This is a genomic window from Enterovibrio sp. FF113 (assembly GCF_041439165.1).
In the GTDB taxonomy this organism is placed as follows: domain Bacteria; phylum Pseudomonadota; class Gammaproteobacteria; order Enterobacterales; family Vibrionaceae; genus Enterovibrio; species Enterovibrio norvegicus_A.
In genome coordinates this window covers 117,597-142,471 of sequence record NZ_JBGONO010000004.1, presented here as the reverse complement: position 1 = coordinate 142,471, position 24,875 = coordinate 117,597, and the positions used below count along the sequence as shown (strand labels likewise).

Sequence of the window (24,875 nt, the reverse complement as noted above, 5' to 3'; positions counted from 1 at the left end):
GATGAAACGCGATTTAGCAATGGCTTTTTCACGCGTCACAGAGGGCGCGGCACTGGCGGGTTACAAGTGGCTTGGCCGCGGTGACAAGAACGCAGCAGACGGTGCAGCAGTCGAAGTAATGCGTATTCTTCTGAATAAAACCGACATCGAAGGTGAAATTGTTATTGGTGAAGGTGAAATCGACGATGCACCCATGCTATTCATTGGTGAAAAAGTCGGTTTGGGCGGCGATGCAGTAGACATCGCGGTTGACCCGATCGAAGGCACGCGCATGACCGCAATGGGTCAGTCAAACGCACTGGCAGTGCTAGCCGCGGCTGAGAAAGGCAGCTTCTTGAAAGCGCCTGACATGTACATGGAAAAACTGTGTGTTGGCCCAGAAGCCAAAGGGGTTATCAACCTTGAATTGCCGCTGCGCGACAATCTGATTAACGTCGCTAATGCACTGGGTAAATCACTGGATGAGTTGGTTGTCACCACACTCGCGAAACCACGTCATGACGACACCATCCGCGAAATGCAGGAAATGGGTGTGCGCGTTTTCGCCATCCCTGACGGCGACGTTGCCGCTTCGATCCTAACCTGTATGCCTGACAGCGAAGTTGATCTCATGTATGGCATTGGTGGCGCACCTGAAGGGGTAATTTCTGCTGCCGCGATCCGCGCATTGGGCGGTGACATGAATGGTCGCCTGCTGCCGCGTCATGAAGTAAAAGAAGACAATGAGGATAACCGCCGCATGGGCGAAATTGAAATTGCTCGCTGCAAAGAAATGGGCATTGAAACCAACATTTGCCTGAGCATGTCTGACATGGCCAGCAGCGACAATGTTATCTTCTCTGCAACCGGCATCACCAAAGGCGACCTGTTGGAAGGCATTACCCGCAAAGGGAACATTGCCACCACGGAAACCCTGCTTATCCGCGGTAAGTGCCGCACTATCCGTCGCATCAAGTCTATCCACTATATGGATCGCAAAGACGACGCAGTGAAAGACATCATTCTATAACGTCCATGACTGTCGCTATTGCTCACTGTAGCGATAGCTTAATACAGAAAAAGCACGCCTCGGCGTGCTTTTTTAATGGTCATCAATTTATCTTGGTACAGCAAACCTAGACACCGTGAATCAGGGAGACGCTTCCGCCTTAGCGGCTTTCTTATCCGGTGGTTTTTTAAACAAGGCTAGCAGTGGGATCAACACAATATAAGAGACCATGATAAAGCCAAACGAGTAAACAAACGCCAGCAAGGTCGATTGCTGATGCAGCAATTGTGTCACTGACGCAATAAAACTCGGGTCCGTCACCGTCGTGCCTTGCGACGCGGCAAGTTGCTGCACAACAGGGTTGTCCGGCGTCACGCCACCGCCTAATGCATGCCACTCTTTTTGCTGAATTTGGCTGAAATAGGTATTCACGATGGAAATCCCAAACGAGCTTCCTAAGGTTCGGCAAAGGTTGAAAATCACCGCTCCGCCCACGGTATTCTTCGGCGACAACGTGGCATAGGCAAGCTGACTAAGCGGTGCAAACACCAGCCCCATCCCCGCCCCTTGAATAATGCTCGGCAGCAAGACCCAGTACACATCGATGTCGAGCGAATAACTCATCATCATAAAACTGCCGATACCATTGAGTACCAAGCCGACCACAATCAACATTCGCGGATCGAGTCGGTCAATAATGCGGGAAATTGACAGCAATACGATGGCGGACGCTAAGCCTCTGGGCGCCATCACGAACCCCGTTGTATCCACCGGATAATTCAGCAGTTGCTCTAGCATCATCGGCTGCAGTTGAGTAATGCCAAACATCCCCATCGAAAAACCTGTCATGACGATGCAGGACAACAGCAAGTTTCTGTCTTTCAATAGCCACATCGGAGCAATGTCGCCTTTGGTGCGAAAGGATCGCTGAAGGAAAAATGCCCAAGCAATCATACTGATGATGAAAGCGAACAAAATCGTATTAGAACTAAACCAACCATCCTGATTACCGCGTTCAAGCACTAACTGGAGCAAACCAATCCCGATCGCCATACCAAAGACCAGTGGCCAATCCACCGAAGTTTTGTCCCGCCCATCCAAGCGCACAAACACCGCTAGCAAGGTCAAACACAGCATGCCCACGGGAACATTGACATAGAATATCCAGCGCCAATCCATGTGCTCCGTAATAAGACCGCCGACGGTTGGACCCAAGATAGGTCCAAGCAGTATGCCGACCGAAAACAATGCCATTGCTTTACCGCGTTCTTCCTGTGGATAAATCTGCACCATAATAGATTGCGACAGCGGGATCACTGATGCCCCAAACGCCCCTTGCAAGATACGGAAGACAATCATTTCCGTCAGCGAATCTGCCTGTCCACACGCTGCAGACATCACCATGAAACCCGCGACAGACACCAAGAGCAAACGTCGAGAACCAAAACGTAGGCTGAAATAGCTCGCCAGAGGAATGAAAATGGCTTCCGCCATCGAATAAGAGGTTAACACCCACGTGACTTGCTCCGAGGTCACACCCAGTGAACCCATCATGTGCGGCAACGACACATTGGCAATCGTCATGTCGAGCAGCACCATGATGGCAGAGAGCATCACCGCCAAAGTGATCATGGTACGACTGGCTCCGGGAGGCATAGGCCCGTTGCTTGCCATACTCGGGTTACTGGCTGTCATTGCTGCTGATCCGTGGCATCAGTTTTTGAGGTGCCTGTTTTTGAGGCATCCGTTTTCAACGTATCAATGGTCACCGTTGCACTGGCACCAACGCGCAATGGCTTCGAATCTCCCGCCGTCGTGATGGTCAAGCGAACGGGAAAACGCCGGGGTACTTTCACCCAATTACCTGTGGCATTTTCTGGCGGCAACAGAGAAAACGAGGAACCGCTAGCCGGCGAGATAGCCTGAACAACGCCACTGAAGGTGGTATCTGAATACATATCGAGAACCACACTGGCTGTCATCCCAGCAGCTATATTGCCAATGTCATCTTCTTTGTAATTCGCCTCGACCCAAAACGAATTGTCTTCAATCAAGGGCATCAGCGCTTGACCTGGCGCAACCACACTTCCCGGTCTCACGTTCACATCCCCTAAAGTGCCAGATGTCGGCGCAATAATGGACGTATAAGAGAGATTTAACGACGCCTCAGACAAGGCCGCCGCCGCTTGTCGAACCGCAGGCGCTTCTGTGCCTGACGCGCCCTGCTCACTGATGAGCTGCGACATTCTTGCCCGCGCCACATCAAGGTTATTTTTTGCCGCAGCAAGCTCTGCCTTCAAGTCACTGCCTTCTTGTGCGGGTAGCAGCCCCTTGTCCACCAGCGCCATGTTGCGGCGATACTTGGCTTGCACATCAAGCAACTGGGCTGACGCAGCGCGGATTTGCGCACTTGCCCCCACAATCGCATCACTCGTCGCCTTGTTTGCTGCCGTCGCATTTTCATAAGCAGCTTGCGCTTGTTCCACGCGCGCTTGATACGCCGAAGGGTCGATTCTCGCGATTACTGCGCCTTGATCGACATGCTGGAAATCGTAAACATTCACTTCAGTAAGCTGACCGCTTATCTGTGGGGCGATATAAAGAATGTTGCCATGAACATACGCATCATCGGTACTCGGATATTGATCTTGATGGCGAACATAAAAATACGCTGCAACCACCAACAACACCACAACACCGATAAGGATCATGACATTACGAAAAGGAAAACCGCGTTTTTCAGCCATGAGACCTCCCGGGTAGACGCGCTAAATTGGCCCGCGTTGTTTGAGCCAGACTGGGAGAGTCTAGTGACTGGATTCCCGATTTGCGGTCTCATATGAAACATATCATTAGGTTTTTTCGTTCAGTTTTAGTGTTGTGACAAGCCATCTCATTTAAATGACATCTTTTATTCATTCGGCCCGACATCTGGGATTCTCTCGGTGCAAAAAGCCATTCAGCGCAATAACTAAGTAAAGACATTGCTTTATTTAGCAAGCTCACTTCATAATGGAACGTAAAGCATAGGAACGAGAGTACGATGAAAACAGTCGATAAAATCCTGCACAAGATAAAACGCGAAGGCGCCATCAGCGCGCGTGTATTGGCTGATGAAATGAGCATGACCACCATGGGGATCCGCCAACATCTGCAAACCATGGAAGACGATGGCCTGTTGGATTTTAGTGATGTTCGAGTAAAAGTCGGCCGACCGACTCGCCATTGGTCACTCACCGCCGAAGGGCATCGTCGATTTGCCGACAGTCACGGCGATCTGGCCATTTCAGTGATTGAGTCCGTAGAGAGTCTGTTTGGCGAAGCTGGACTCACCCAAGTCATCCAGCAACGTGAAGAAAAAACGTTGCAGCAATACCGCGATGCGCTCAAAGATTGCCATAATTTAAAGGCTAAACTTGAAACCTTGGCGTATCTTAGAGAGAACGAAGGTTACATGGCAGAGCTTCAGGAAACCGAAACGGGCTTCCTGCTGATTGAGAACCATTGCCCTATTTGTCAGGCCGCCAAACGATGTCCGGCCCTGTGTAAGTCAGAAAAGCACATATTTAAGACGGTGCTCGGTGATGACTATGTCGTCACACGAGACGAACACATCATTGAAGGGCAACGCCGCTGCACCTATAACATTCAACCAAAAAGCACGCAGGCGTCATCCAGATAATTATTTGCTGAGGAGTGTGTATGGCGACTTGGATCAAAGCGGAAGTGATTGAAAATCGACGCTGGAACAAAGACCTGTTCAGCCTGACGCTGGACGCCGACGTTGCGCCTTTTGTTGCGGGACAGTTTGCCAAGCTTGGGCTAGAAATTGACGGTAAACTGATTCAACGCGCCTATTCCTACGTCAACCCACCCAGCAGCAAGTATCTCGAAATCTACGCCACACGCGTAGCAGATGGGTTGCTCTCACCACGCCTGCACGAACTCGAAGCGGGCGACAACGTGATGATCACTAAAGACGCCACCGGCTTCTTCACGCTAGAAGAAATCCCTCAAGGCGAGCACTTGTGGATGATTTCCACGGGTACGGCACTTGGGCCCTTCCTGTCTATTTTACAAGAAGAAGAAGTCTGGCAACGGTTCCGAAAAGTCGTCTTGATACATGCCGTACGCTTTTCCGCTGATCTAAGCTATCAGGCGGAAATCAATGAACTGAAGAAAAAACACAGCGACCAAATTTTAGTTCAACCCTTCGTAAGCAGAGAACCCAAGGCGGGCGCACTGTCCGGCCGGATCACCCACGCCTTAGAAGACGGCATGCTAGAACGCGTAGTGGGTATACCGCTCACACCAGAGAAAAGCCAAATCATGCTGTGTGGTAATCCTCAAATGGTCAAAGACGTGCGTGCACTGCTTGAACAAAAGGGATTAGAAAAAAACTTACGCCGCAAACCTGGCCACATCACCACCGAGCAGTATTGGTAAGATGCCAGATGTGGGGCGCAATGCCCCATTTCATCGGTTTCAATCATTTCGCGTAACTTTTACATCACCATCTCAAAAATAAGACTAATAAATACCGTATACCGTGTTTTCTGTCGCCATCAAACAATTACCTGTATCAAACTAAAAACACACCTAACCATCCAAGCATCATCGTCTCATTTTTGAGGCGGCGGTGTGATTGATCGCTCATTTTTTAACCGTATAGTCAAAGGCAAGTCATGCGCAGCCACAAGGAGTAATGCCATGAAAACCATGCCTTCATTTGACGAATTAAAAGCTTTAGCGGAATCCGACCCGCAGGCGCTAGACGCGCTAAGAATAGAAATGAGCGAAGAGATCATCGTCAGCGCAAGTGACAACATGCAGCCTAAATTGCGCGCTCAGATGAGCCACATTAATCGTGTCATTGCATCAGGGAAAAACCCTAACCATGTTAACGCGTTATTGATGAAAGAGTTGATGCGTCAATTTGACCGTTTCTCAACTGCCATCAATGACCCAGCAGCTTTAACTGAGCGAAACGCAACCGTCACTACATTGCACCCGAAGCGCAACAGCGAGACTGTTGCTGTGGAAGGCTAACTCAGTTTTTCAGCGGCGGGGTATTTACCGCCGCCGTTTTTTTTCTTTTGTTGATTACATCTATCGCATTTCTTTGGCATACCAGCGTCTGTCCATATCCCGAACATCCACTGTTAAACTCTTCACGTCGGCACCATGTTGCTTCAATACATCCAAGAAAGCGTGGCTCAAATTTTTCTTTTGATTTTCATCGCGCCCATCAAGTAACCACAACGTCACGTGAATGAAGTTTTCCTGATTGTCAGAATCGCCAATCAACCACTCGTGACTAGCGTACGCCCGTGATTTCACGTCCGCCACACCAAACTCGCCACTACCGATAGCCGTTTGGTGCAAGTCCTCCAATAACTGACCGACATTTACCCGCTCTGAAACCGGATCACTGTACTCCATGACAATATGAGGCATAACTCGCTCCTTGTTACGATTTTGAGCCACTTTACCCCAGCATTTCGAGCGATTGTTACTAGGAAGAGGAATATTGACCTCAGATCACACCTTGCTATCCGTCGTCTGTCCGCGCTAATCCGAAAATTTATAACGAAAATTTATTACTCAAAGGTTCACATTTCGACGTAAAACGCGTACAAACGATGGCATTTATGATTTTGAGCAGGAAATGCTAGCGGGTCTGCTGCTATCGTTCCCAGCAATTGATTTTGATAATTGGATTACGGAGAAATTCCTATGCGCCGTCCACTAGTAATGGGTAACTGGAAACTTAACGGTAACAAAGCAATGGTCGCTGACCTGATCAAAGGCCTTGAAGCTGAACTTAACGGTGTTGAAGGTGTTGATGTTGCTATCGCACCACCTGTTATGTATTTGGATCTGGCAGAGCAACTGCTAGGTAAAGCACAAAGCAAAATCATTCTGGGTGCACAAAATGTTGACGTTAACCAAACCGGTGCGTTCACAGGTGACATTTCTCCAGACATGCTGAAAGACTTCGGTGCGACTCACATCATCATCGGTCACTCAGAGCGTCGTGAATACCACGAAGAATCTGACGAGTTCGTTGCTAAGAAATTTGCATTCTTGAAAGAAAATGGCCTTGTGCCGGTTCTTTGCATCGGTGAATCAGACGCACAGAACGAAGCGGGCGAAACGCTGGCAGTATGTGCACGTCAACTTGACGCTGTGATCAACACCCAAGGTGTTGAAGCGTTGAACGGTGCAGTTATCGCATACGAACCAATTTGGGCTATCGGTACCGGTAAAGCAGCAACAGCTGAAGATGCACAACGCATCCACGCAGCAATTCGTGCTCACATCGCTGCGAAGAGCGAAGAAGTGGCGAAGAACGTTGTTATCCAATACGGCGGTTCTGTTAAGCCAGAAAACGCAGCAGCATACTTCGCTCAACCAGACATCGACGGTGCACTCGTTGGTGGCGCTGCGCTGATCGCAGAAAGCTTCGCGGGTATCGCGAAAGCAGCAGCTGAAGCAAAAAACTAATTTCGTGAGTGACTGCCTTATTTAGGCCAGCCACTCACGCGAGAAAAGGAGAAGCCATGGCTTCTCCTTTTTTTTGTCGCTTTATCCCCGTTAGTCAGCCCGCTATACTGCGTTTTTCCTCTACGCGCGGTCACAGAACATCATGTTCCATATTGTCCTTCACGAACCTCAAATCGCTCCCAATACCGGCAACATTATCCGTTTGGCGGCGAATACCGGCTGCAAACTTCATTTGATTGAGCCGCTTGGTTTTGATTTTGAAGAGAAGAAACTGCGCCGCGCTGGGCTTGATTACCATGATCTAGCCAACATCACCCGCTACCCGAACTATCAAGCGTTTCTCGATGCCATGCATCTCGCAAACGAAGGTGAGCTCCGTATTTTTGCCTGCACCACCAAAGGCAGTCGTCCCCATTCAGACGTGAGTTACCAAGCCGGTGATATTTTCTTGTTTGGCTCTGAGACCTGCGGTCTTCCGGATAGCATTCGTGATGCATTCAAACCAGAACTCCGCATTCGCGTGCCGATGATGCCAGACAGTCGCAGCCTTAACCTAGCGAACTCAGTCTCCATTATTAGCTATGAAGCATGGCGTCAGTTGGGCTTTGTCGGCGGGATTTAGAGGCACAAAAAAAAGCAGGGTCACCTGCTTTTTCTTATTTCTCTCCAAACTGCCAATGTCGTTAGCAACGCATCAGGCTGTTTTCCCGGTGGATGCTTGCAGATCGCTCGAGATTTGATTGAGCCGCGAAGTGGCCTCCACCAGCATCTCAACTTCTGACGCACTCTGCGTTGCCATCTCGCTGATCTTATTCACGTTCACGTTAATCTCTTCCACGACACCACTTTGCTGCTCCGCCGCACTGGCCACCAACAAGTTCATGTCGGTGACTTCTGCTGTCGCATTGCCAGCCTGAGCCAGTAATGAGGAAGACTCTTGCGAGAGCTTGAGCGTCTGATCACCCATCTCACAGCTCTTTTGCATGGTATCCACCGCTTCTTTGGTGACACTGCTGAGCTGCGCAATCATGGTTTCAATTTCTGAAGTCGAATCATGGGTGCGTTGTGCCAAGCTACGAACTTCATCAGCAACTACGGCAAAACCGCGCCCCTGTTCACCAGCACGTGCTGCTTCAATCGCGGCGTTAAGAGCAAGCAAGTTGGTCTGCTCTGCGATGCCCTTAATCACATCTAACACAGAGGTAATGTTGCCACTGTTTTTCTCAAGTTCAGTGAGCGCAACACTGCTCAGATTCAAGCTTTCAATTAGCGAATTAGTTTGCTTCATCGACTCTTGATTGATTCGCATGCTCTCGGACGACTGCTGCGACGCGCTCTCGGTCGCCGTCTGTGTTTGGATCGCGTTGTTTGAAATCTCTTGTGCAGTCGCAGACATTTCATTCACTGCCGTCGCGACTTGAATGATTTCGCCGCTTTGGGCATCGGAGTTTCTTTTTACTGCTTGCGCGGCGGTATTAAGCATCTTCACCGCTTCGCCGACCTCGTCGGCTACTTTAGCAATCATGGCGTTGGTACTTTTTCGTGTCCCCTCCATGTTTTTCTGGAGCTCGCCAATGATGCCAGGTTCATCGATGACCGCAGACCGACTGAAATCCCCAGCAGCTTGAATGGCCAACGCATTAGACACTTTCGTGAGTCCTACATAAATGCGATTGAGGATAATCCTCGACATAATTATGGCGACAAGCAAAGCCACAATCACTGAAGAAACAACGGCAATTTCTAACAACACCGCTTTTTCTTCAATATCAAGGACAGCGACTTCAGTGAACTTCCCCACATCCGCTAGCAGGTTATCAACCTGTTTCGTGGTCGCTTCGGCCTCTTCACCAACGACGGCATCAAACATTTCTGCTTCATGCACGTGCCCACCTTCTAACTCCTTGAATACGTCCTCAACGTGCGCCATCCACTTTGCGTGCAGCGCCACCACATCATTCAATTTGGCATTGGCCGAATTAAACGCGACCTGTTCTTCCGCCGTACCATTCACCGTTCCTTCAGTGAAAAATTGCCCTATGGTATTGAAATTGTTAATGACTTTGTCGCCGAGCGTGTAGAAATAGGCTTTTTCTTTATCGTAGTTGGCTTGAGCCTTGGGTTCTAACCCAATTTCCAAGGCGTATCGGAATGCTTTGTTGTAGTGCACTCTCTGTTCGACTTGATGCTCTGTGGCTTTACTGATTGAAGCAAGAACAGGGATGTCTCGATGCGCTACACCCTGTACATGGCTCTCGATGTAAGCCAATTTATAGAAAACAAAAGCACCAACTATGATTTGTATGCCGCATACCAAAGCGACAAACATAGTCAGTCGCTGTTTGATAGTCACATTAGAGGACATATGCTAACTGCTCCTTTAAAACGCACAGAGTGCGCGTTAATGTCGAGAGTGCTGTGCCGACAAGACACAGCCGCTTCTCTAAGGTTAGCAGTAACTCTCGAAAGTGAGACATCTCCCGAAAGGTTTGGGTAATTTAGCGATAATGGGAAGGCTAGATTGCTGTATTAATAAAATCAAACACCAAGGTAACCGTTAAGCCCCCGTGGCGATTAATGTACGCCTCAGCGCGACCATTGTGCTGTCGCATCGCGCTGTCAGTGATAGCCAATCCAAGGCCCGTTCCTCCGCTCTCACGATCCCGCGCGGTCGATACGCGATAGAAAGGCCGGAATATATCAACGAGCATTTCTTCAGGAACGCCATCACCATCATCACTCACAATCACTTTTAACGACGTGCCTGTCACCGACATCGTCACATCAATTTGCTGGTTAGCATATTTGATGGCATTACGGACAACATTTTCCAAAGCGCTACAAAGCAATGGGCCATTTCCTTCAATACTGGCGTTTGGTATCGCACCGTATGTCAGGTGCTTGCCACACTGCTCAGCTTCAAATTCAGCGTCTTCTAGTAGCGTTTGCCAAAGCTCAGACAAAGAATACAGATCTCGTTCGGAGTGACTGTTGATTTGCATACGTGACAAGGACAGCAAATCTGCAATCATTTTTTCCATGCGCTCTGCTTCGGTATCAATGCGTGTGAGGTTGTCACTTTGCCCTTGCTTGCGAATCGCGAGCGCATTCGCCATACGAAGTCGGGTCAGTGGCGAACGTAGCTCGTGAGATATATCGGATAAGAGCCGCTGTTGTCCGCTGATCATTTGATTAAGCGCCGTCACCATTTGGTTAAAACTGGCGCCCGCTTGATGAAACTCTCGAGGGCCTTTCTCTAAGTCAGGGTCAGTTTCAAATCGCCCTTGTGCGACTCGCTCTGCTGCCGCCTGAAGACGACGCGCCGGCCTTGTTACTGCCCAAGCGAGCCAAAGTAATAAAGGCGTACTCACTACCATGGTCACGAGCAGCAGTTGAAATGGTCTGTCGAGGATTTGAACATAGAATGGCGGCGCTTGACGCCACATTTTTCCGACGTACATTAAAGCGCTCTGGTTTTTGTCCTCAACGATAAAAGGACCGGCCAACATCCAGCGACCATACAAGCGCTGCATGGGCTCGTCAGGATCATCCGCTAAAGTGATAAAGTTTTTTAGCGCTCGACTGCTACCGTGATGACCTTTCCCCAAAAAATCGCCATCCACTGTCGTAAAGTAGAGCTTTACAGACGATCTCTCTGGTTGCTTACGCTGAACGTGCATCAACCTATTTTTCAGTGAGCCACTGCGTTTGGCTATCTGTGCGGATACCGTTTCAGCCATTTGAAGATATTCCACTTTCGCGCTAGACGGCAAGGCATGCTGTTGTCTTGGGTCACTGTGTTGTGCCATTAATACAGCAATCAACACCAACAAGAGCGTGAGCCAGAAAATGGCAAATATTCGGCCATACAGGCTTTTGATGGTCGGCAGTTTCATTATGCCTCCACCAGCAAATAGCCACGTCCGCGCAGCGTTTTAATTCGTGGTTTGCTGTCTTCACGTTCAGGCAGTTTTTTACGAATATTGGAAATGTGCATATCAATGGCACGGTCAAACGGGGCCAATCGCTTTCCTAGCACATTGAGACTAATATCGGCTTTGGCAACAATGCTGCCGGGCTGTCTCACCAAATAGGTCAACAGCGCGGTTTCTGTGCCTGTCAGGTCGATCAATTGGTGCTGACAATACACTTCCATTTTTCCGGGGAAGATGACGATATCTTGATACTCAAGCGACTCTTGCGCTTCTTCGCTTCGTTTATCATCACCCGTTTTAGCCGTTCGACGTAAAATCGCACGCATACGGGCTAACAGCTCACGATCACTAAAAGGCTTGGGCAGATAATCGTCCGCGCCTAGCTCTAACCCCATCACACGGTCAATTTCCTCCCCTTTCGCCGTCAGCATTAATACAGGGGTGTCCCAACTATCTCGAAGACGGCGTAAGGTTTCCATGCCATTGAGCACCGGCATCATCACGTCCAGCAATACCAAATCAATCTCGTCATTAATTTGGTCTAGCCCTTGCTGACCATTATTGGCGATCTCTACCTCATAGCCTTCTAGTTCTAATAAATCACGAAGTAAGCCAGTCAGTTCAATGTCATCGTCAATCAGAAGGATTTTGCTCATGGTACACGCTCGTATAAATGCTGATGAAGATAGTATCTGCGATTCATAACAGCGATGCCATGAGTAAACAGCAGGTTTACGCCCCTTTACATTGCTTTACGTACGATGAACACCGGTTTACGTCCAGAGCGGTAAAGTGGCCACATCGAAACGGAAACACGCAAACAAACGGCGAATTCGAATAACGAAGCCGAACGACATAAACCAAGAACACGACCTTATTTATACCGGAGAGAACATCATGAAATTATCAAAACGCATTGTTGCTACTATTATCGCGCTTCCCCTGATGATGGGTTCTATGTCTGTCATGGCAGCTGGCGGTAAACACAACGACGGCGAAGGCATGCACGGCGGGAAGAGCATGATGGGTGGTAAACACCTGCTGCGCGGCATTGATTTAACCGACGCACAAAAAGAAGAGCTAAAAACACTGCGTGAGCAAAATCGCGATGCCATGAAAGCGAACAAAGGTGCAATGAAAGCTGGCATGATGGCAGAACGCCAAGAAATGCAATCGCTTCTGCTTGCTGACAATTTTGATGAAGCACAAGTCCGCGAACTGGCACAAAAAATGGCCGACCAGCAAGTGGAACGCCGCGTGAGCATGATGAAACGCCAACATGAAATGTTGAACATTTTGACGCCAGAACAAAAAACAGAAGTGAAAGCGAACATGGAAAAAATGGCCGAACGTCATCAAAACCGCATGAAACACCACGGCTAATCCCCGCCACTAAAGGTTGTCCTTTATGCGCAAGTAACAATCTCCCTTCATGCCGACACGTGTCGGCATGTTGCGTAAAACACGCCCAAGCAAGTCCTTAATTCTGCGTTAAAAAACGGTATACTCTGTTCACTGATTCTTAGTTGTATGCACTCATGACAGAAAAATACGCCCGATTAGTTCAGATGGCCGCGTGGGCGGCAACCATTACCGCCTCATTCCTTTTACTGATGAAGCTGGGCACTTGGTGGTATACCGGCTCGGTTAGTCTATTGGCATCATTGGTCGACTCTCTGATTGATTTGCTTGCGTCCGTGACCAACCTTGTCGTGGTGCGTTATGCACTGCAACCCGCCGATGAAGAACATCGCTTCGGTCACGGCAAAGCGGAATCTCTTGCTGCATTGGCACAGGCGGCCTTTATCGTCGGCTCAGCGTGTTTCCTCGTCCTTAGCGGCATTGAGCGATTGTTTAAACCCACAGAGCTGTTCCACCCTGAAGCGGGTGTTGTGATGAGTGGCATCGCGACCGTCATCACCGCTGGCCTTGTACTATTTCAAAAATGGGTGGTACGACAAACAGGCAGCCAAGCTATCGCGGCAGACTCTTTGCACTATCAATCCGACTTGTACATGAACATCGCGATCATCGTGGCACTGGGATTGGCGTGGTACGGTTTCCCAATGGCGGACTCTATCTTTGCGATTGGTATCGGTATCTTTATTCTTGTCAGTGCATTCCAAATGGCAAGTCAAGCGGTACAGTCGTTACTTGATCATCAACTTCCCGTTGAAGATCAGGAAAAAATCATGTTATTGGCATCGACGGTGTCAGGGGTTGAAGGGGTTCATGATCTGCGAACGCGTCAGGCTGGTGCCACACGCTTTATCCAACTCCATCTTGAATTGGATGACGACCTCCGATTGGTTGATGCTCACGTTATCGCCGATGAAGTTGAGGACAGGCTAGAAATCGCTTTCCCAGGTGCAGATATCCTTATTCACCAAGATCCGGTGTCGGTTGTTGGAAAAACACCACGTGAGCAAAATTAATACATAATCTCCGTCGAAAATTTGCGACGCTTACTGATATTAATCAACGAAAAAACTTCGTGAAATTGTAATAGTCTTTCATAAGTAGGAAAGTTACAGTTTCAAACACGTGACCAGCGAGCTAAACTGGCACGTCAACGCATGCTGAGACATACCCGCGTTACCTGATAAGACTTTTCTTCGGGAAGCTGGGTGTAAGACTCGCGGTCTTAACATGCGAAAATGGATTTGAAATTTCAATTCCCAAAGTCAGAGGGTAACCATGGTTAGTAAAATTGGTGTTTTGACCAGTGGCGGCGACGCCCCGGGTATGAATGCAGCCATCCGCGGCGTTGTGCGCGCAGCATTGAGTGAAGGCATTGAAGTCTGCGGTATTTATGACGGCTACCAAGGCCTTCACCAAAACCGTATTGAAAAACTAAACCGTACTAGCGTATCGGATATCATCAACAGAGGTGGCACCTTCCTAGGTTCAGCACGCTTCCCTGAATTTAAAGATGAAAAAATTCGTGAGCAAGCCATCCAGAACATGAAGATGCACGGCATCGAAGCGCTGGTTGTGATCGGCGGTGATGGTTCATACATGGGTGCGAAGAAGCTAACCGAAATGGGCTTCCCATGTATTGGTCTGCCAGGCACTATCGACAACGACATCCCAGGTACTGACTACACTATCGGTTACCTGACGGCACTGAACACGGTTGTTGAAGCTATCGACCGTCTACGTGATACCTCATCTTCTCACCAGCGTATTTCTATCGTTGAAGTAATGGGTCGCCACTGTGGTGATCTGACTCTGATGGCGTCAATTGCTGGCGGTTGTGAATACTTCGTCACGCCAGAAATCGGCCTAGACAAAGAGAACCTGATCGCGAAGATCAAAGAAGGTATCTACAAGGGCAAGAAACACGCAATTATCGCGATCACTGAGTTGATGACGGACACCAATGAATTGGCGAAGTACATTGAAGCTGAAACTGGCCGTGAAACGCGCGCAACCATTTTGGGTCACATTCAACGTGGCGGTCAGCCACGTGCGTTCGACCGTATTCTTGCATCACGTATGGGTGCATTTGCGGTTGACCTTTTGATCCAAGGCGAAGGTGGTCGTTGTGTGGGTATCCAGCATGAAAAAATGGTTCACCACGACATCATTGATGCGATTGAAAACATGCGTCGCCCATTCCGCCAAGATCTGTATGACGTAGCAAACAAGCTATTCTGATCATCAGATTGCGCAGACAAGAACGGAGCCTATGGGCTCCGTTTTTTATTCTGCTTTCCATTGGTATTGCGTCAAAAACGGTGTGACTAAATGCCGTCACCTTCAATGAACTCATTACCACTGATTTTCTGATCCATATCGAATGATGGTGTTTCACTGCTCGGCGTGCCAACAATCTTCGCAGGTACACCTGCCGCAGTGGTGTGCGGAGGAACAGGGATCAACACCACTGAACACGCAGCGATTTTCGCCCCCTCGCCCACTTCAATATTGCCCAGCACTTTTGCGCCTGCGCCAATCATGACACCGGTACGAATTTTCGGGTGACGATCGCCACCTTCTTTGCCCGTCCCGCCTAACGTCACGTCCTGAAGAATGGAAACATCATCTTCAACCACCGCAGTTTCGCCAATGACAATGCCCGTAGCATGATCAAACATGATGCCTCGACCAATACACGCCGCAGGGTGAACATCCACCTGACAGGCCACAGAGATTTGGTTTTGCAAATACACGGCTAACTCACGACGACCTTGATACCAGAGCCAATTCGCTACGCGAAAGCCTTGCAGTGCATGAAAGCCTTTTAGGTAAAGCAAAGGCGTCGAATACAGCTCAATCGCTGGATCGCGTTCCACGGTCGCACAGATATCACACGCGGCAGACGCAACGATGCTGCTGTCTCCTGCATAGGCTTCTTCTACCACTTCGCGCACCGCCATCGCAGGCATACTCGGTGTAGCAAGCTTGTTGGCAAGGATATAGCTTAATGCGGCCGCCAACGTATCGTGCTTAATGATGGTGGCATGGAAAAAGCTCGCCAACATAGGTTCGCGCTCAGTCTGCTCTTTCGCTTCGCGCTTAATGGCCTTCCAGACTTTATCTTGCTGGCATTTTTTATCGCGGCCTTCACCACACATCCTTTGCATCTTCGTACCTTTTCTAACTTGCTCTAACCTTGCTACTCGTGCTGTTGCCGTCTTCTGTCTGTCAGACGCCATTAGGACACGCTTATCATCGTTGGTTAACGGCGATCACATCTTCTCAGTGTGACATAGATACCTAAACAACCCAATATTGAAACTGTTGACCGAAGGTAAGTTTGGCACTGACATTCTCACGTTGCTTGCCATCCGTCGCAAAAATAAAAAACGCGAGAATCACTCTCGCGTTTTTTCAGACTCAATATGGTGCTGCCGACAGTTTAACTATTCGGACGTTCTTTGACGCGCCAGCAAATCTTGCGCGGCTAAACGGGCATCTTTGCCCTCGTAAAGCACTTGATAAATCTGCTCGACGATAGGCATTTCAACGTCCATGCGCTTTGCAAGTACGCGGACTTCTTTGGTATTGCGGTAGCCTTCAACCACCTGACCAATTTCTGTCTGCGCTTCTTCCACGCCTTTACCTTGACCCAGCGCCAAACCAAAACGGCGGTTACGAGATTGGTTATCAGTACAAGTCAGTACTAGATCACCTAAGCCCGCCATGCCCATAAAGGTTTCACGCTCAGCACCAAGCGCCACGCCTAAGCGGGTTAACTCAGCAAGACCGCGAGTGATGAGCGCAGTGCGGGCGTTCGCCCCAAAGCCGATGCCATCAGACATCCCTGCGCCAATCGCAATCACGTTTTTCACCGCACCACCGAGTTGAATGCCGGTAAAGTCACTGTTGGCGTAAACACGAAACGTGCGGCTACAGTGAAACTTCTCTTGCAGGTCAGCAAGAAAATCTGCATCCGGTGAAGCAACAGAAATGGCGGTCGGCAGACCTGCAGCCAATTCTTTGGCAAACGTTGGACCTGACAATACCGCCAGCGATACCTCATCACCCAGCTGTTCTCTGGCGACATCTTGCAGTAAACGACCGGTTTCCGGCTCCAGTCCTTTCGTTGCCCAGCAAATACGCTGATCAACACGAAGGAAAGGCTTCGCTTGCGACAAGACCAAACCAAATACATGGCTAGGCACGACCACCAAGATATCTCGGCTCACTTGCACCGCTTCTTCTAGATCGGCACTTAAAATCAGTGAGTCTGGGAAGGCGACACCCGGCAGAAACGCTTCGTTTGAACGATCAATTTCAAGCTGCGCCATATGCGCCGCTTCATGCCCCCACAACACGACGTTGGCACCATTACGAGCCAAAGAGATTGCGAGAGATGTACCGTATGAACCTGCGCCCAATACGGTCATGGCAACATTCGCCATAGCAACATTGGCTTGGGTATTTTCTGTCATTGGTGTCGACCCTTTTCGCTGCGCTTACGCGTCAGCGTTTTCAGTGTTTTGCGTTTGGTTTTGCAGGTAGTTCATGAACAATGCGTCAAAGTTAACTGGCGCAAGGTTCAGTTGTGGGAACGTACCTTTCACAACCAAGCTTGAAATGGTTTCACGTGCGTATGGGAACAGGATATTCGGGCAGAATGCGCCTAGGCAATGTGCCAATTGTGGTGCTTCCATACCGCCAACGCTGAAGATACCGCCTTGCTGAACTTCACAAAGGAAACCCGTCTCTTCGCCGTTTTTCACGGTAACAGTCAGACGCAGAACCACTTCGTAAACACCTTCGCCTAGCTCACGGCTTTGGGTGTCCAGATCCAAGTTCACATCTGGGTTCCACTCTTGTTGAAAAACGTCTGGAGAGTTAGGCGCTTCAAAAGACACGTCTTTCAGGAAGATACGTTGGATTGCAAAGTTTTGTTGATCTTGTTGGTTGTTCGCTGCTTCAGCCATAATGATAAATCCTTGTTAATTAACCAAATGCTTTCTCGCATTCTAAAATGAGTCAGGCAGCCCCAATAGAGCTGCCTGTCGAATAGCTCACTGTTAGCGTTACTTTTTCTTTTTGTGACGGATAAGTGGCAAATTCGCTTCTCTCCACGAAATCAAGCCATCTTTCAGCACGCTAACATTCTCAAACCCTGCTTTTGTCAGCAAATTTGCGCTTTCAATTGCGGTCTGGCCTGTCTTGCACACCAGAATGATTGGGTCTGATTTATGTTTTTCAATATCACCAAAGGTATTGGCTTTAATGTCTTTCGCCAAAACGTGAAGTGCACCTGCAATATGCCCTCCGCGGTATTCGTCGCGGCTACGGATATCAACAAACACACCATTCTCACGGTTAACCATCACGGTGGCATCATTTGGCGAGACAATTTTGTATGAAGCGGTTTTCTGCTTGATGACTGACAAAATCAGCGCAACAACCAGACCTACCCACACCAGTGACAAAATCACTTCACTTTGAACAAATTCAATAAACTGCTGCATAGTTCGCTTCTACATTCATGTCGGCAAAAAAATCGACCCCGAGTATAACCTCCCGCGCTCGCAAGTACAGCATGGGCTTGGATTTCCATGCTCTCGCTCACTGCCACTAAACAGCAAAAGCTTGAAACAGGTCACACTCATCCCCATTTCAGATGTAAGGCCAAAAACTTTACTTTATCAAACCGCTTAGCAGGCATGCTTTCACTTAATGGCTGTTGACTTACTACAACTATTTACTTGGTATTCGTCAGATATGAGAGCCCATCGTATTGATAAGACGCGGTACAAGCCGCGAGACATCTAAGCTAAGCGCTTGGCATTACAAATTTTGTTGATTATTTAGCGGAAAAGTTTGCCTACTGCTTAACCAATAAAATGTAGTAAAGTTACGCTAATTGTTTTTATCGAAATTGACATTAAAGAGGACACTGTATGTCTGCTAAGAAGCCTTTGGCTCTCGTTATTCTGGACGGATGGGGTTATCGTGAAGATAACAACGACAACGCCATTGCTAACGCTAAAACACCGGTTCTTGATGGCTTGATGGCGGGCACCAGCACCCTGATCTCAGCATCAGGCATGGACGTTGGTTTGCCAGATGGTCAAATGGGCAACTCTGAAGTTGGCCACACTAACATTGGCGCAGGTCGTATTGTTTACCAAGACCTGACCCGCATCACTAAAGCCATTGCTGATGGCGAGTTTTTCGACAACGCGGTTCTGACTGGCGCAGTTGATAAAGCAGTGAAAGCTGGCAAAGCGGTTCACATCATGGGCCTGATGTCACCAGGTGGCGTTCACAGCCACGAAGACCACATTGCAGCAGCAATAGAAATGGCGGTTCAGCGCGGCGCTGAAAACGTGTATCTACACTGCTTCCTTGACGGTCGTGACACACCACCTCGCAGTGCGAAAAACTCACTGGCACGTATCGATGAGCTGTTCGCGAAACTGGGTAAAGGCCGCACGGCCTCTATCATTGGTCGTTACTACGCCATGGACCGCGATAACAACTGGGATCGTGTCGAACAAGCGTATGACCTGCTGACTGAAGCAAAAGGCGATTTCACTTACGCATCAGCCGTTGAAGCACTAGAAGCGGCATACGCGCGTGAAGAAAACGACGAATTTGTTAAAGCCTCTGAAATCCGTGCTGAAGGCCAACCTGTTGCGTCTATCAATGACGGCGACAGCCTGATTTTCATGAACTTCCGTGCTGACCGTGCGCGCCAAATCGCTCGCACTTTCCTGCCATCGTTTGACGGTTTCACCCGTTCAAAAGTGGCGGCATTGTCAGATTTCGTGATGTTGACTGAATACGCATCAGACATCGACGCATCTTGCGCATACCCATCAGACAACCTAGTGAATACACTGGGTGAGTGGTTATCGAAAGAAGGAAAAACTCAGCTGCGTATCTCTGAAACAGAAAAATACGCACACGTGACCTTCTTCTTTAACGGCGGCGCTGAAAACGAGTTTGAAGGCGAAGAGCGTGCATTGGTTGCGTCACCAAAAGTGGCCACCTACGATCTACAGCCTGAAATGAGTTCAGAAGAACTCACTGACAAACTGGTTGCTGCAATTAAGAGCGGCAAGTTTGACCAAATCATCTGTAACTACCCGAATGGCGACATGGTTGGCCACACGGGTGTTTACGATGCAGCGGTTAAAGCGTGTGAAGCAGTAGATAGCTGCATCGCTCGTGTGGTTGAAGCCATCAAAGAAGTTGACGGCCAACTGCTGATCACCGCTGACCACGGTAACGCAGAAATGATGGTCGACCCAACAACGGGTGGCATTCACACGGCACACACCAACCTGCCGGTTCCATTGATCTACGTTGGCAGCAAGAATATCGAGCTGCTTGACGGCGGTAAATTGTCCGATCTAGCGCCGACTATGCTTTCATTGACGGATGTGTCTATCCCATCAGACATGACTGGCAAGCCGCTTTACGTGCAAAAATAATGTTTCAATGCTAAATACCACTTCGGTTATTTAGCGATTAAAACGCGTCGATGAGAAAGGAAAAACTCCCTTTTCGTCGGCGCGTTTTTTATTGTCTACCGTTCTCTTTACACCGCCATTTTTGATCTGAAAATCTTGTTGAATTAGAAGCACTAATATCTTTCTGTTCTTGCGACGCTGAGACACTATCAGTAGTGCAGACCGATGATCAGATTGATATACTGCCAAAATGTTGGGAATAAATTTGCGCTTATCGAAAAAATTGCGCGCCAGTGCTTTATGCACTGGCGCTTTGCTATGCCTGCTTGTCAGCTCATTATCAAACGCCAGCGATGAACAATTATCCGGCGTGAAAAATGAAATTTCCCGACAAGAACAACAACTCAATACGAGCAGCAAACAACTTAACAGCCTGCAATCTGCACTGAAAAAGCAAGAGCAATCTATCAGTGGTTTCGCCAAAAAAATCCGTGACGCCAATGCGATCCTTTCGACGTTGGCAGACGACATTGCAGCCCTCAACCGTGAAAGTCAGCGCTTGGAGCAACGCAAACTCGGACAGATGGAACTACTGAAAGAGTTACTGAACAGCCAATATCGCCAAGGCGAACACAATCAGCTGAACGCACTGCTTAGCGGGCAAGACACCAACGAACTGGATCGCATGACGGTCTATGCCGAACGTCTTTCCAAAGCTCGTACCGACGCCATCAATGAATTGGCAGCAACCGATACCGAGTTGCAGCTCAAACGTCGCATGCTGGTTCAGCAAACAGAAAAACAGAAAACTGTGCTGGCATCACTTCAGGCCGATAAAACCAAGCTAGAAAAAGAACAACAGGCGCAGAAAAAAACCGCCAGCGCCATTCAACGCCAAATCAAAAGCGACAAATCTTATCTTTCTGAGCTGCGTGATAACGAGAAAAGCCTCAAAGTCGAACTAGAGAAATCCGCAGAATTAGCGAGAGTTGCCGCCGAACAAGCCAAAGTCAAAATGGATGGGCTCGGCAAGTACAAAGGCAAACTGCAGTGGCCAGTAAAAGGCAAAGTACTGCATAGTTATGGCAGTCCGCAAAGTGGTCAATTGCGCTGGAACGGCATGGTCATTTCCGCCAAAGAAGGAGCCGAAGTCAAAGCGGCTCATGATGGCACGGTGGTGTTGTCTAACTGGCTACGCGGATACGGATTGATGGTGGTGGTTGATCACGGTAAAGGCGACATGAGTTTTTATGGCTATAACCAAGCACTGTTGCGCAATGTGGGAGACACAGTAAAAGCGGGAGACCCCGTGGCACTTGTTGGTAACAGCGGCGGGCAAGCCTCCTCCGGCCTTTACTTCGAAATACGGCGTAAAGGCAATGCCACTAACCCTAGCCCTTGGCTCGGGCGGTAAGCGGAGTCGGTAGCAGATGCAAAGGATTGTCACTGTCACCACCTACATCACACTCTCTTTAGCACTGCTGCTCGCCATGCCAGCCATGGCGAAGAACCCCTTAACGAAACCCAAGCTCGCGGTGATCATTGACGACCTCGGCTATGACCTGATGCCAAGAGATATCGCCAAACTCCCCGCTGCAATCAGTATCTCTGTGATCCCATTTACGGAGTTTGATACCGCTGTCGCACTGACTGCGCTTAGCCAACACCGTGAAATCTTGCTTCACTTGCCCATGCAAAGCCCACCCGGCGCGCCACAAGAGTCATATGTGCTAACGCTCGATATGTCCAAACTCGAGATGCAAGAGGCCGTGCAAGAGGCGCTGTATCGCGTTCCTCATGCGATTGCGGTGAACAACCATATGGGCAGTTTACTGACTCAGCACAGCGAACCGATGCATTGGATTATGGAGTTGCTCCACGACAGGCAATTGGGATTTATCGACAGCCGTACCACCGTCAATACGGTGGCACAAAAAATCGCGAAGCAACATGGGCTCCCCAACAATCGCCGCCATGTCTTTCTCGACCATTACCTCAATGAAGCATTTATCTCTGATCAACTCGAACTGGCCGTCACACTGGCAGAAAAACGAGGTATCGCGGTCGTGATAGCCCACCCTTTCCCAATCACACTCGATACGCTGCAAAAAGCACTTCCTGAGCTTCAGCAACGGGTTGATTTAGTGCCTATCTCTCAGGCCTTCTTACCCTAAACCGCGATTTTACCTTTGCTCTAGCATTAAAAAACCCGCCGAAGCGGGTTTGATTGTTTTAGTCATCCAAGATTGGGGAAGATTACTTCTGCCAATCCAAAATCACTTTGCCTGACATGCCTGAACGCATCATGTCAAAGCCTTGTTGGAAATCATCCACACTATAGTGATGCGTGATGATTGGGCTGAGATCCAAACCTGATTGAATCAAGCTCGCCATCTTGTACCACGTTTCGAACATCTCGCGACCATAGATACCTTTAATCACCAGGCCTTTAAAGATCACTTGGTTCCAGTCGATACCCATGTCTGAAGGCGGAATACCCAGAAGGGCAATACGACCACCATGGTTCATGGTTTTAAGCATGGCATTGAACGCTGACGGGTTACCTGACATTTCCATGCCCACATCGAAGCCTTCACGCATGCCAAGTTCGGCCATCACGTCTTCCAGCTTTTCTTCAGCGACATTTACTGCACGGGTTACACCCATTTTGCGTGCCAAATCCAAACGGTATTCGTTCACATCCGTGATCACCACATGACGCGCGCCCACATGTTTAGCCACCGCGGCAGCCATGATACCGATTGGGCCTGCGCCCGTGATCAATACATCTTCACCCACCAAATCAAACGACAATGCCGTATGAACCGCGTTGCCAAATGGGTCGAAGATTGATGCGAGATCATCAGAGATATCCGCAGGAATTTTGAAAGCATTGAACGCAGGGATCACCAAGTACTCTGCAAATGCACCTTCACGGTTAACACCAACACCGGTGGTATTGCGGCAAAGATGTGTGCGGCCGGCACGGCAGTTACGGCAGTGACCACACGTGATATGACCTTCACCTGAAACACGATCGCCCACAGTGAAACCGCGAACTTCCTGACCCATGGCAACCACTTCACCCACGTATTCGTGACCGACAACCATCGGCACAGGAATGGTCTTTTGTGACCACTCGTCCCAGTTGTAGATATGTACATCGGTGCCACAAATTGCCGTTTTACGGATTTTGATCAGAAGATCGTTGTGACCCACTTCTGGTAGGTCGACTTCTGTCATCCAAATCCCTGGCTCTGGTTTCAGTTTTGCCAGTGCTTTCATTTTGTTTGTCATTGTCACTTACTCAATCAGCCCCATGTCTTTACCCACTTTGATAAAGGCATCGATAGCTTTGTCTAATTGCTCGCGGCTATGTGCAGCCGACATTTGTGTACGAATACGTGCTTGGCCTTTTGGTACCACAGGGAACGAGAAACCTACCACGTAGATACCTTCTTCCATCATACGTTCTGCAAACTCAGCACCCACTTTTGCGTCGCCAAGCATGACAGGAATGATCGCATGATCGGCGCCAGAAAGCGTAAAACCCGCCTCGCTCATTCGCGCACGAAAATGGCTCGCGTTCTCCCATAGTTGGGTGCGCAAATTGCCGCTTTCTTCCAGCAGGTCAATCACACGAATAGACGCAGACACAATGGCCGGTGCGAGAGAATTCGAGAACAGGTACGGACGTGAGCGCTGGCGCAGCCAATCAATCACTTCTTTCTTACCCGACGTGTAACCGCCTGATGCTCCACCCATGGCTTTGCCCAGCGTGCCGGTAATGATATCGATGCGTTCAATCACGTCGTGGTGCTCGTGCGTACCACGACCATTCGCGCCCATAAAGCCCACTGCGTGAGAGTCATCAACCATCACCAATGCGCCGTATTTGTCTGCCAAATCGCAAATCGCTGGCAGGTTCGCCACGACGCCGTCCATTGAGAACACACCGTCTGTCACGATAAGCGTGTTACGTGCGCCGGCTTCTTTGGCAGCGATCAGTTGCTGCTCAAGCTCTTCCATGTTGTTGTTGGCATAGCGAAAACGCATCGCTTTACAAAGACGCACACCATCAATGATTGAGGCATGGTTGAGTGCGTCAGAAATGATCGCATCTTCCGCACCCAAAATGGTTTCAAACAAACCCGTGTTGGCATCAAAGCAAGAGGTATAAAGAATGGTGTCTTCCATACCGAGGAAGGTAGAAAGCTTTTCCTCAAGCTCTTTGTGCGCGTCTTGCGTTCCGCAGATGAAACGAACTGATGCCATACCAAAGCCATGCTGATCCATGCCCTTTTGCGCCGCGTCAATCAGCGTTGGGTGGTTCGCTAAGCCAAGATAATTGTTCGCACAGAAATTCAACACTTCAGCGCCGGACGTCACCGAGATACTCGCCTGTTGGGCAGAAGTGATCACGCGTTCATCTTTGTACAGACCTTCAGCTTTGGTTTCTTCAAGCTGCTGGCGGATTTGCTGGTAAAAAGCGGCAGTCATCGCTCACTCCATCAAGGAAAACAGGAACAGATTTAAAACGTGCAACCAGTAGATCACTGA

24 protein-coding genes are annotated in these 24,875 nt (G+C 49.1%); 12 read left to right on the top strand and 12 right to left on the bottom strand.

Features of this window, described 5'->3' with window-relative positions; translation table 11 throughout:
• Position 1: 1 nt before the first annotated feature.
• A complete protein-coding gene (gene glpX / locus ACED36_RS04645) occupies positions 2-1,009 on the top strand; it encodes a class II fructose-bisphosphatase (protein ID WP_016961934.1) in 1,008 nt (335 codons plus the stop codon).
• Positions 1,010-1,129: 120 nt separating this feature from the next.
• Here the strand turns inward: glpX and ACED36_RS04640 are convergent, their stop codons facing one another.
• Together ACED36_RS04640 and ACED36_RS04635 are read right to left on the bottom strand one after the other, a co-directional pair.
• Positions 1,130-2,683, bottom strand: coding sequence for a DHA2 family efflux MFS transporter permease subunit (locus ACED36_RS04640; protein ID WP_016961933.1), 1,554 nt, complete (start codon positions 2,681-2,683; stop codon positions 1,130-1,132).
• Positions 2,680-3,735: an HlyD family secretion protein gene (locus ACED36_RS04635; RefSeq protein WP_371732860.1), complete on the bottom strand. Its 1,056-nt coding sequence runs from the start codon at positions 3,733-3,735 to the stop codon at positions 2,680-2,682. The genes ACED36_RS04640 and ACED36_RS04635 overlap by 4 nt, the downstream gene beginning before the upstream one ends.
• A 296-nt stretch (positions 3,736-4,031) precedes the next feature.
• Between ACED36_RS04635 and ACED36_RS04630 the strand changes: the two genes are divergently transcribed.
• The 3 genes from ACED36_RS04630 (at position 4,032) to ACED36_RS04620 (ending at position 6,037) form a co-directional block, all read left to right on the top strand.
• Complete coding sequence (locus tag ACED36_RS04630; protein WP_017002683.1) at positions 4,032-4,670, top strand: metalloregulator ArsR/SmtB family transcription factor; 639 nt, start codon at positions 4,032-4,034, stop codon at positions 4,668-4,670.
• Positions 4,671-4,690: 20 nt separating this feature from the next.
• Positions 4,691-5,434 carry a ferredoxin--NADP reductase gene (locus ACED36_RS04625; protein WP_016961930.1) on the top strand — a complete coding sequence of 248 codons (744 nt, stop codon included), beginning with the start codon at positions 4,691-4,693 and terminating at the stop codon, positions 5,432-5,434.
• A gap of 264 nt (positions 5,435-5,698) precedes the next feature.
• A complete protein-coding gene (locus tag ACED36_RS04620) occupies positions 5,699-6,037 on the top strand; it encodes a DUF3135 domain-containing protein (RefSeq protein ID WP_016961929.1) in 339 nt (112 codons plus the stop codon).
• Positions 6,038-6,097: 60 nt separating this feature from the next.
• Here the strand turns inward: ACED36_RS04620 and ACED36_RS04615 are convergent, their stop codons facing one another.
• On the bottom strand, positions 6,098-6,445 hold the full coding sequence (locus tag ACED36_RS04615) for a 5-carboxymethyl-2-hydroxymuconate Delta-isomerase (protein WP_016961928.1): 348 nt from the start codon (positions 6,443-6,445) through the stop codon (positions 6,098-6,100).
• Positions 6,446-6,724: 279 nt separating this feature from the next.
• On the opposite strand from ACED36_RS04615, the gene tpiA reads away from it, so the two are divergent.
• Together tpiA and ACED36_RS04605 are read left to right on the top strand one after the other, a co-directional pair.
• The gene (tpiA, locus tag ACED36_RS04610) at positions 6,725-7,495 is read left to right on the top strand and encodes a triose-phosphate isomerase (RefSeq protein ID WP_016961927.1); all 771 of its coding nucleotides are present in this window, start codon (positions 6,725-6,727) and stop codon (positions 7,493-7,495) included.
• 142 nt (positions 7,496-7,637) lie between these two features.
• Entirely contained in the window at positions 7,638-8,117 is a 480-nt protein-coding gene (locus tag ACED36_RS04605; protein WP_016961926.1) for a tRNA (cytidine(34)-2'-O)-methyltransferase, read from the top strand.
• A 72-nt stretch (positions 8,118-8,189) separates the two neighbouring features.
• Here the strand turns inward: ACED36_RS04605 and ACED36_RS04600 are convergent, their stop codons facing one another.
• The 3 genes from ACED36_RS04600 to ACED36_RS04590 all read right to left on the bottom strand — a co-directional run bounded on the left by ACED36_RS04600 (position 8,190) and on the right by ACED36_RS04590 (position 12,086).
• On the bottom strand, positions 8,190-9,860 hold the full coding sequence (locus ACED36_RS04600) for a methyl-accepting chemotaxis protein (protein ID WP_016961925.1): 1,671 nt from the start codon (positions 9,858-9,860) through the stop codon (positions 8,190-8,192).
• Positions 9,861-10,011: 151 nt separating this feature from the next.
• Complete coding sequence (gene cpxA, locus ACED36_RS04595; protein ID WP_016961924.1) at positions 10,012-11,391, bottom strand: envelope stress sensor histidine kinase CpxA; 1,380 nt, start codon at positions 11,389-11,391, stop codon at positions 10,012-10,014.
• Positions 11,391-12,086, bottom strand: a complete 696-nt coding sequence (locus ACED36_RS04590) for a response regulator (protein WP_016961923.1) — start codon at positions 12,084-12,086, stop codon at positions 11,391-11,393. Before ACED36_RS04590 ends, cpxA begins: the two co-directional genes overlap by 1 nt.
• A 241-nt stretch (positions 12,087-12,327) precedes the next feature.
• On the opposite strand from ACED36_RS04590, the gene ACED36_RS04585 reads away from it, so the two are divergent.
• The 3 genes from ACED36_RS04585 to pfkA all read left to right on the top strand — a co-directional run bounded on the left by ACED36_RS04585 (position 12,328) and on the right by pfkA (position 15,090).
• Positions 12,328-12,813: a CpxP family protein gene (locus ACED36_RS04585; protein ID WP_371732859.1), complete on the top strand. Its 486-nt coding sequence runs from the start codon at positions 12,328-12,330 to the stop codon at positions 12,811-12,813.
• Positions 12,814-12,968: 155 nt separating this feature from the next.
• Positions 12,969-13,865 (top strand): CDF family cation-efflux transporter FieF, encoded by an 897-nt coding sequence (gene fieF, locus ACED36_RS04580; protein ID WP_017006096.1) that lies wholly within the window; start codon positions 12,969-12,971, stop codon positions 13,863-13,865.
• 262 nt (positions 13,866-14,127) lie between these two features.
• A complete protein-coding gene (gene pfkA, locus ACED36_RS04575; protein WP_016961920.1) occupies positions 14,128-15,090 on the top strand; it encodes a 6-phosphofructokinase in 963 nt (320 codons plus the stop codon).
• An 86-nt stretch (positions 15,091-15,176) separates the two neighbouring features.
• Here pfkA and cysE read toward each other — a convergent pair whose 3' ends face one another.
• The 4 genes from cysE to ACED36_RS04555 form a co-directional block, all read right to left on the bottom strand.
• Positions 15,177-16,019, bottom strand: coding sequence for a serine O-acetyltransferase (cysE, locus tag ACED36_RS04570; RefSeq protein ID WP_016961919.1), 843 nt, complete (start codon positions 16,017-16,019; stop codon positions 15,177-15,179).
• A 279-nt stretch (positions 16,020-16,298) separates the two neighbouring features.
• On the bottom strand, positions 16,299-17,330 hold the full coding sequence (gene gpsA / locus ACED36_RS04565; RefSeq protein ID WP_016961918.1) for an NAD(P)H-dependent glycerol-3-phosphate dehydrogenase: 1,032 nt from the start codon (positions 17,328-17,330) through the stop codon (positions 16,299-16,301).
• 24 nt (positions 17,331-17,354) lie between these two features.
• Positions 17,355-17,825, bottom strand: a complete 471-nt coding sequence (gene secB, locus ACED36_RS04560) for a protein-export chaperone SecB (protein WP_016961917.1) — start codon at positions 17,823-17,825, stop codon at positions 17,355-17,357.
• A gap of 99 nt (positions 17,826-17,924) precedes the next feature.
• A complete protein-coding gene (locus ACED36_RS04555; protein WP_016961916.1) occupies positions 17,925-18,365 on the bottom strand; it encodes a rhodanese-like domain-containing protein in 441 nt (146 codons plus the stop codon).
• A 432-nt stretch (positions 18,366-18,797) separates the two neighbouring features.
• Here ACED36_RS04555 and gpmM point away from each other — a divergent pair, with 432 nt between their 5' ends.
• From gpmM to ACED36_RS04540, 3 genes are all read left to right on the top strand, one after another.
• The gene (gene gpmM, locus ACED36_RS04550; RefSeq protein WP_016961915.1) at positions 18,798-20,336 is read left to right on the top strand and encodes a 2,3-bisphosphoglycerate-independent phosphoglycerate mutase; all 1,539 of its coding nucleotides are present in this window, start codon (positions 18,798-18,800) and stop codon (positions 20,334-20,336) included.
• Positions 20,337-20,565: 229 nt separating this feature from the next.
• Positions 20,566-21,729 carry a peptidoglycan DD-metalloendopeptidase family protein gene (locus tag ACED36_RS04545; RefSeq protein ID WP_016961914.1) on the top strand — a complete coding sequence of 388 codons (1,164 nt, stop codon included), beginning with the start codon at positions 20,566-20,568 and terminating at the stop codon, positions 21,727-21,729.
• A gap of 16 nt (positions 21,730-21,745) precedes the next feature.
• Positions 21,746-22,489, top strand: coding sequence for a divergent polysaccharide deacetylase family protein (locus tag ACED36_RS04540; protein ID WP_016961913.1), 744 nt, complete (start codon positions 21,746-21,748; stop codon positions 22,487-22,489).
• An 82-nt stretch (positions 22,490-22,571) separates the two neighbouring features.
• Here the strand turns inward: ACED36_RS04540 and tdh are convergent, their stop codons facing one another.
• Together tdh and ACED36_RS04530 are read right to left on the bottom strand one after the other, a co-directional pair.
• Positions 22,572-23,612: an L-threonine 3-dehydrogenase gene (tdh, locus tag ACED36_RS04535; protein WP_016961912.1), complete on the bottom strand. Its 1,041-nt coding sequence runs from the start codon at positions 23,610-23,612 to the stop codon at positions 22,572-22,574.
• Between the two features lie 6 nt (positions 23,613-23,618).
• Positions 23,619-24,815 (bottom strand): glycine C-acetyltransferase, encoded by a 1,197-nt coding sequence (locus tag ACED36_RS04530; RefSeq protein ID WP_016961911.1) that lies wholly within the window; start codon positions 24,813-24,815, stop codon positions 23,619-23,621.
• Between the last annotated feature and the right edge of the window lie 60 nt (positions 24,816-24,875).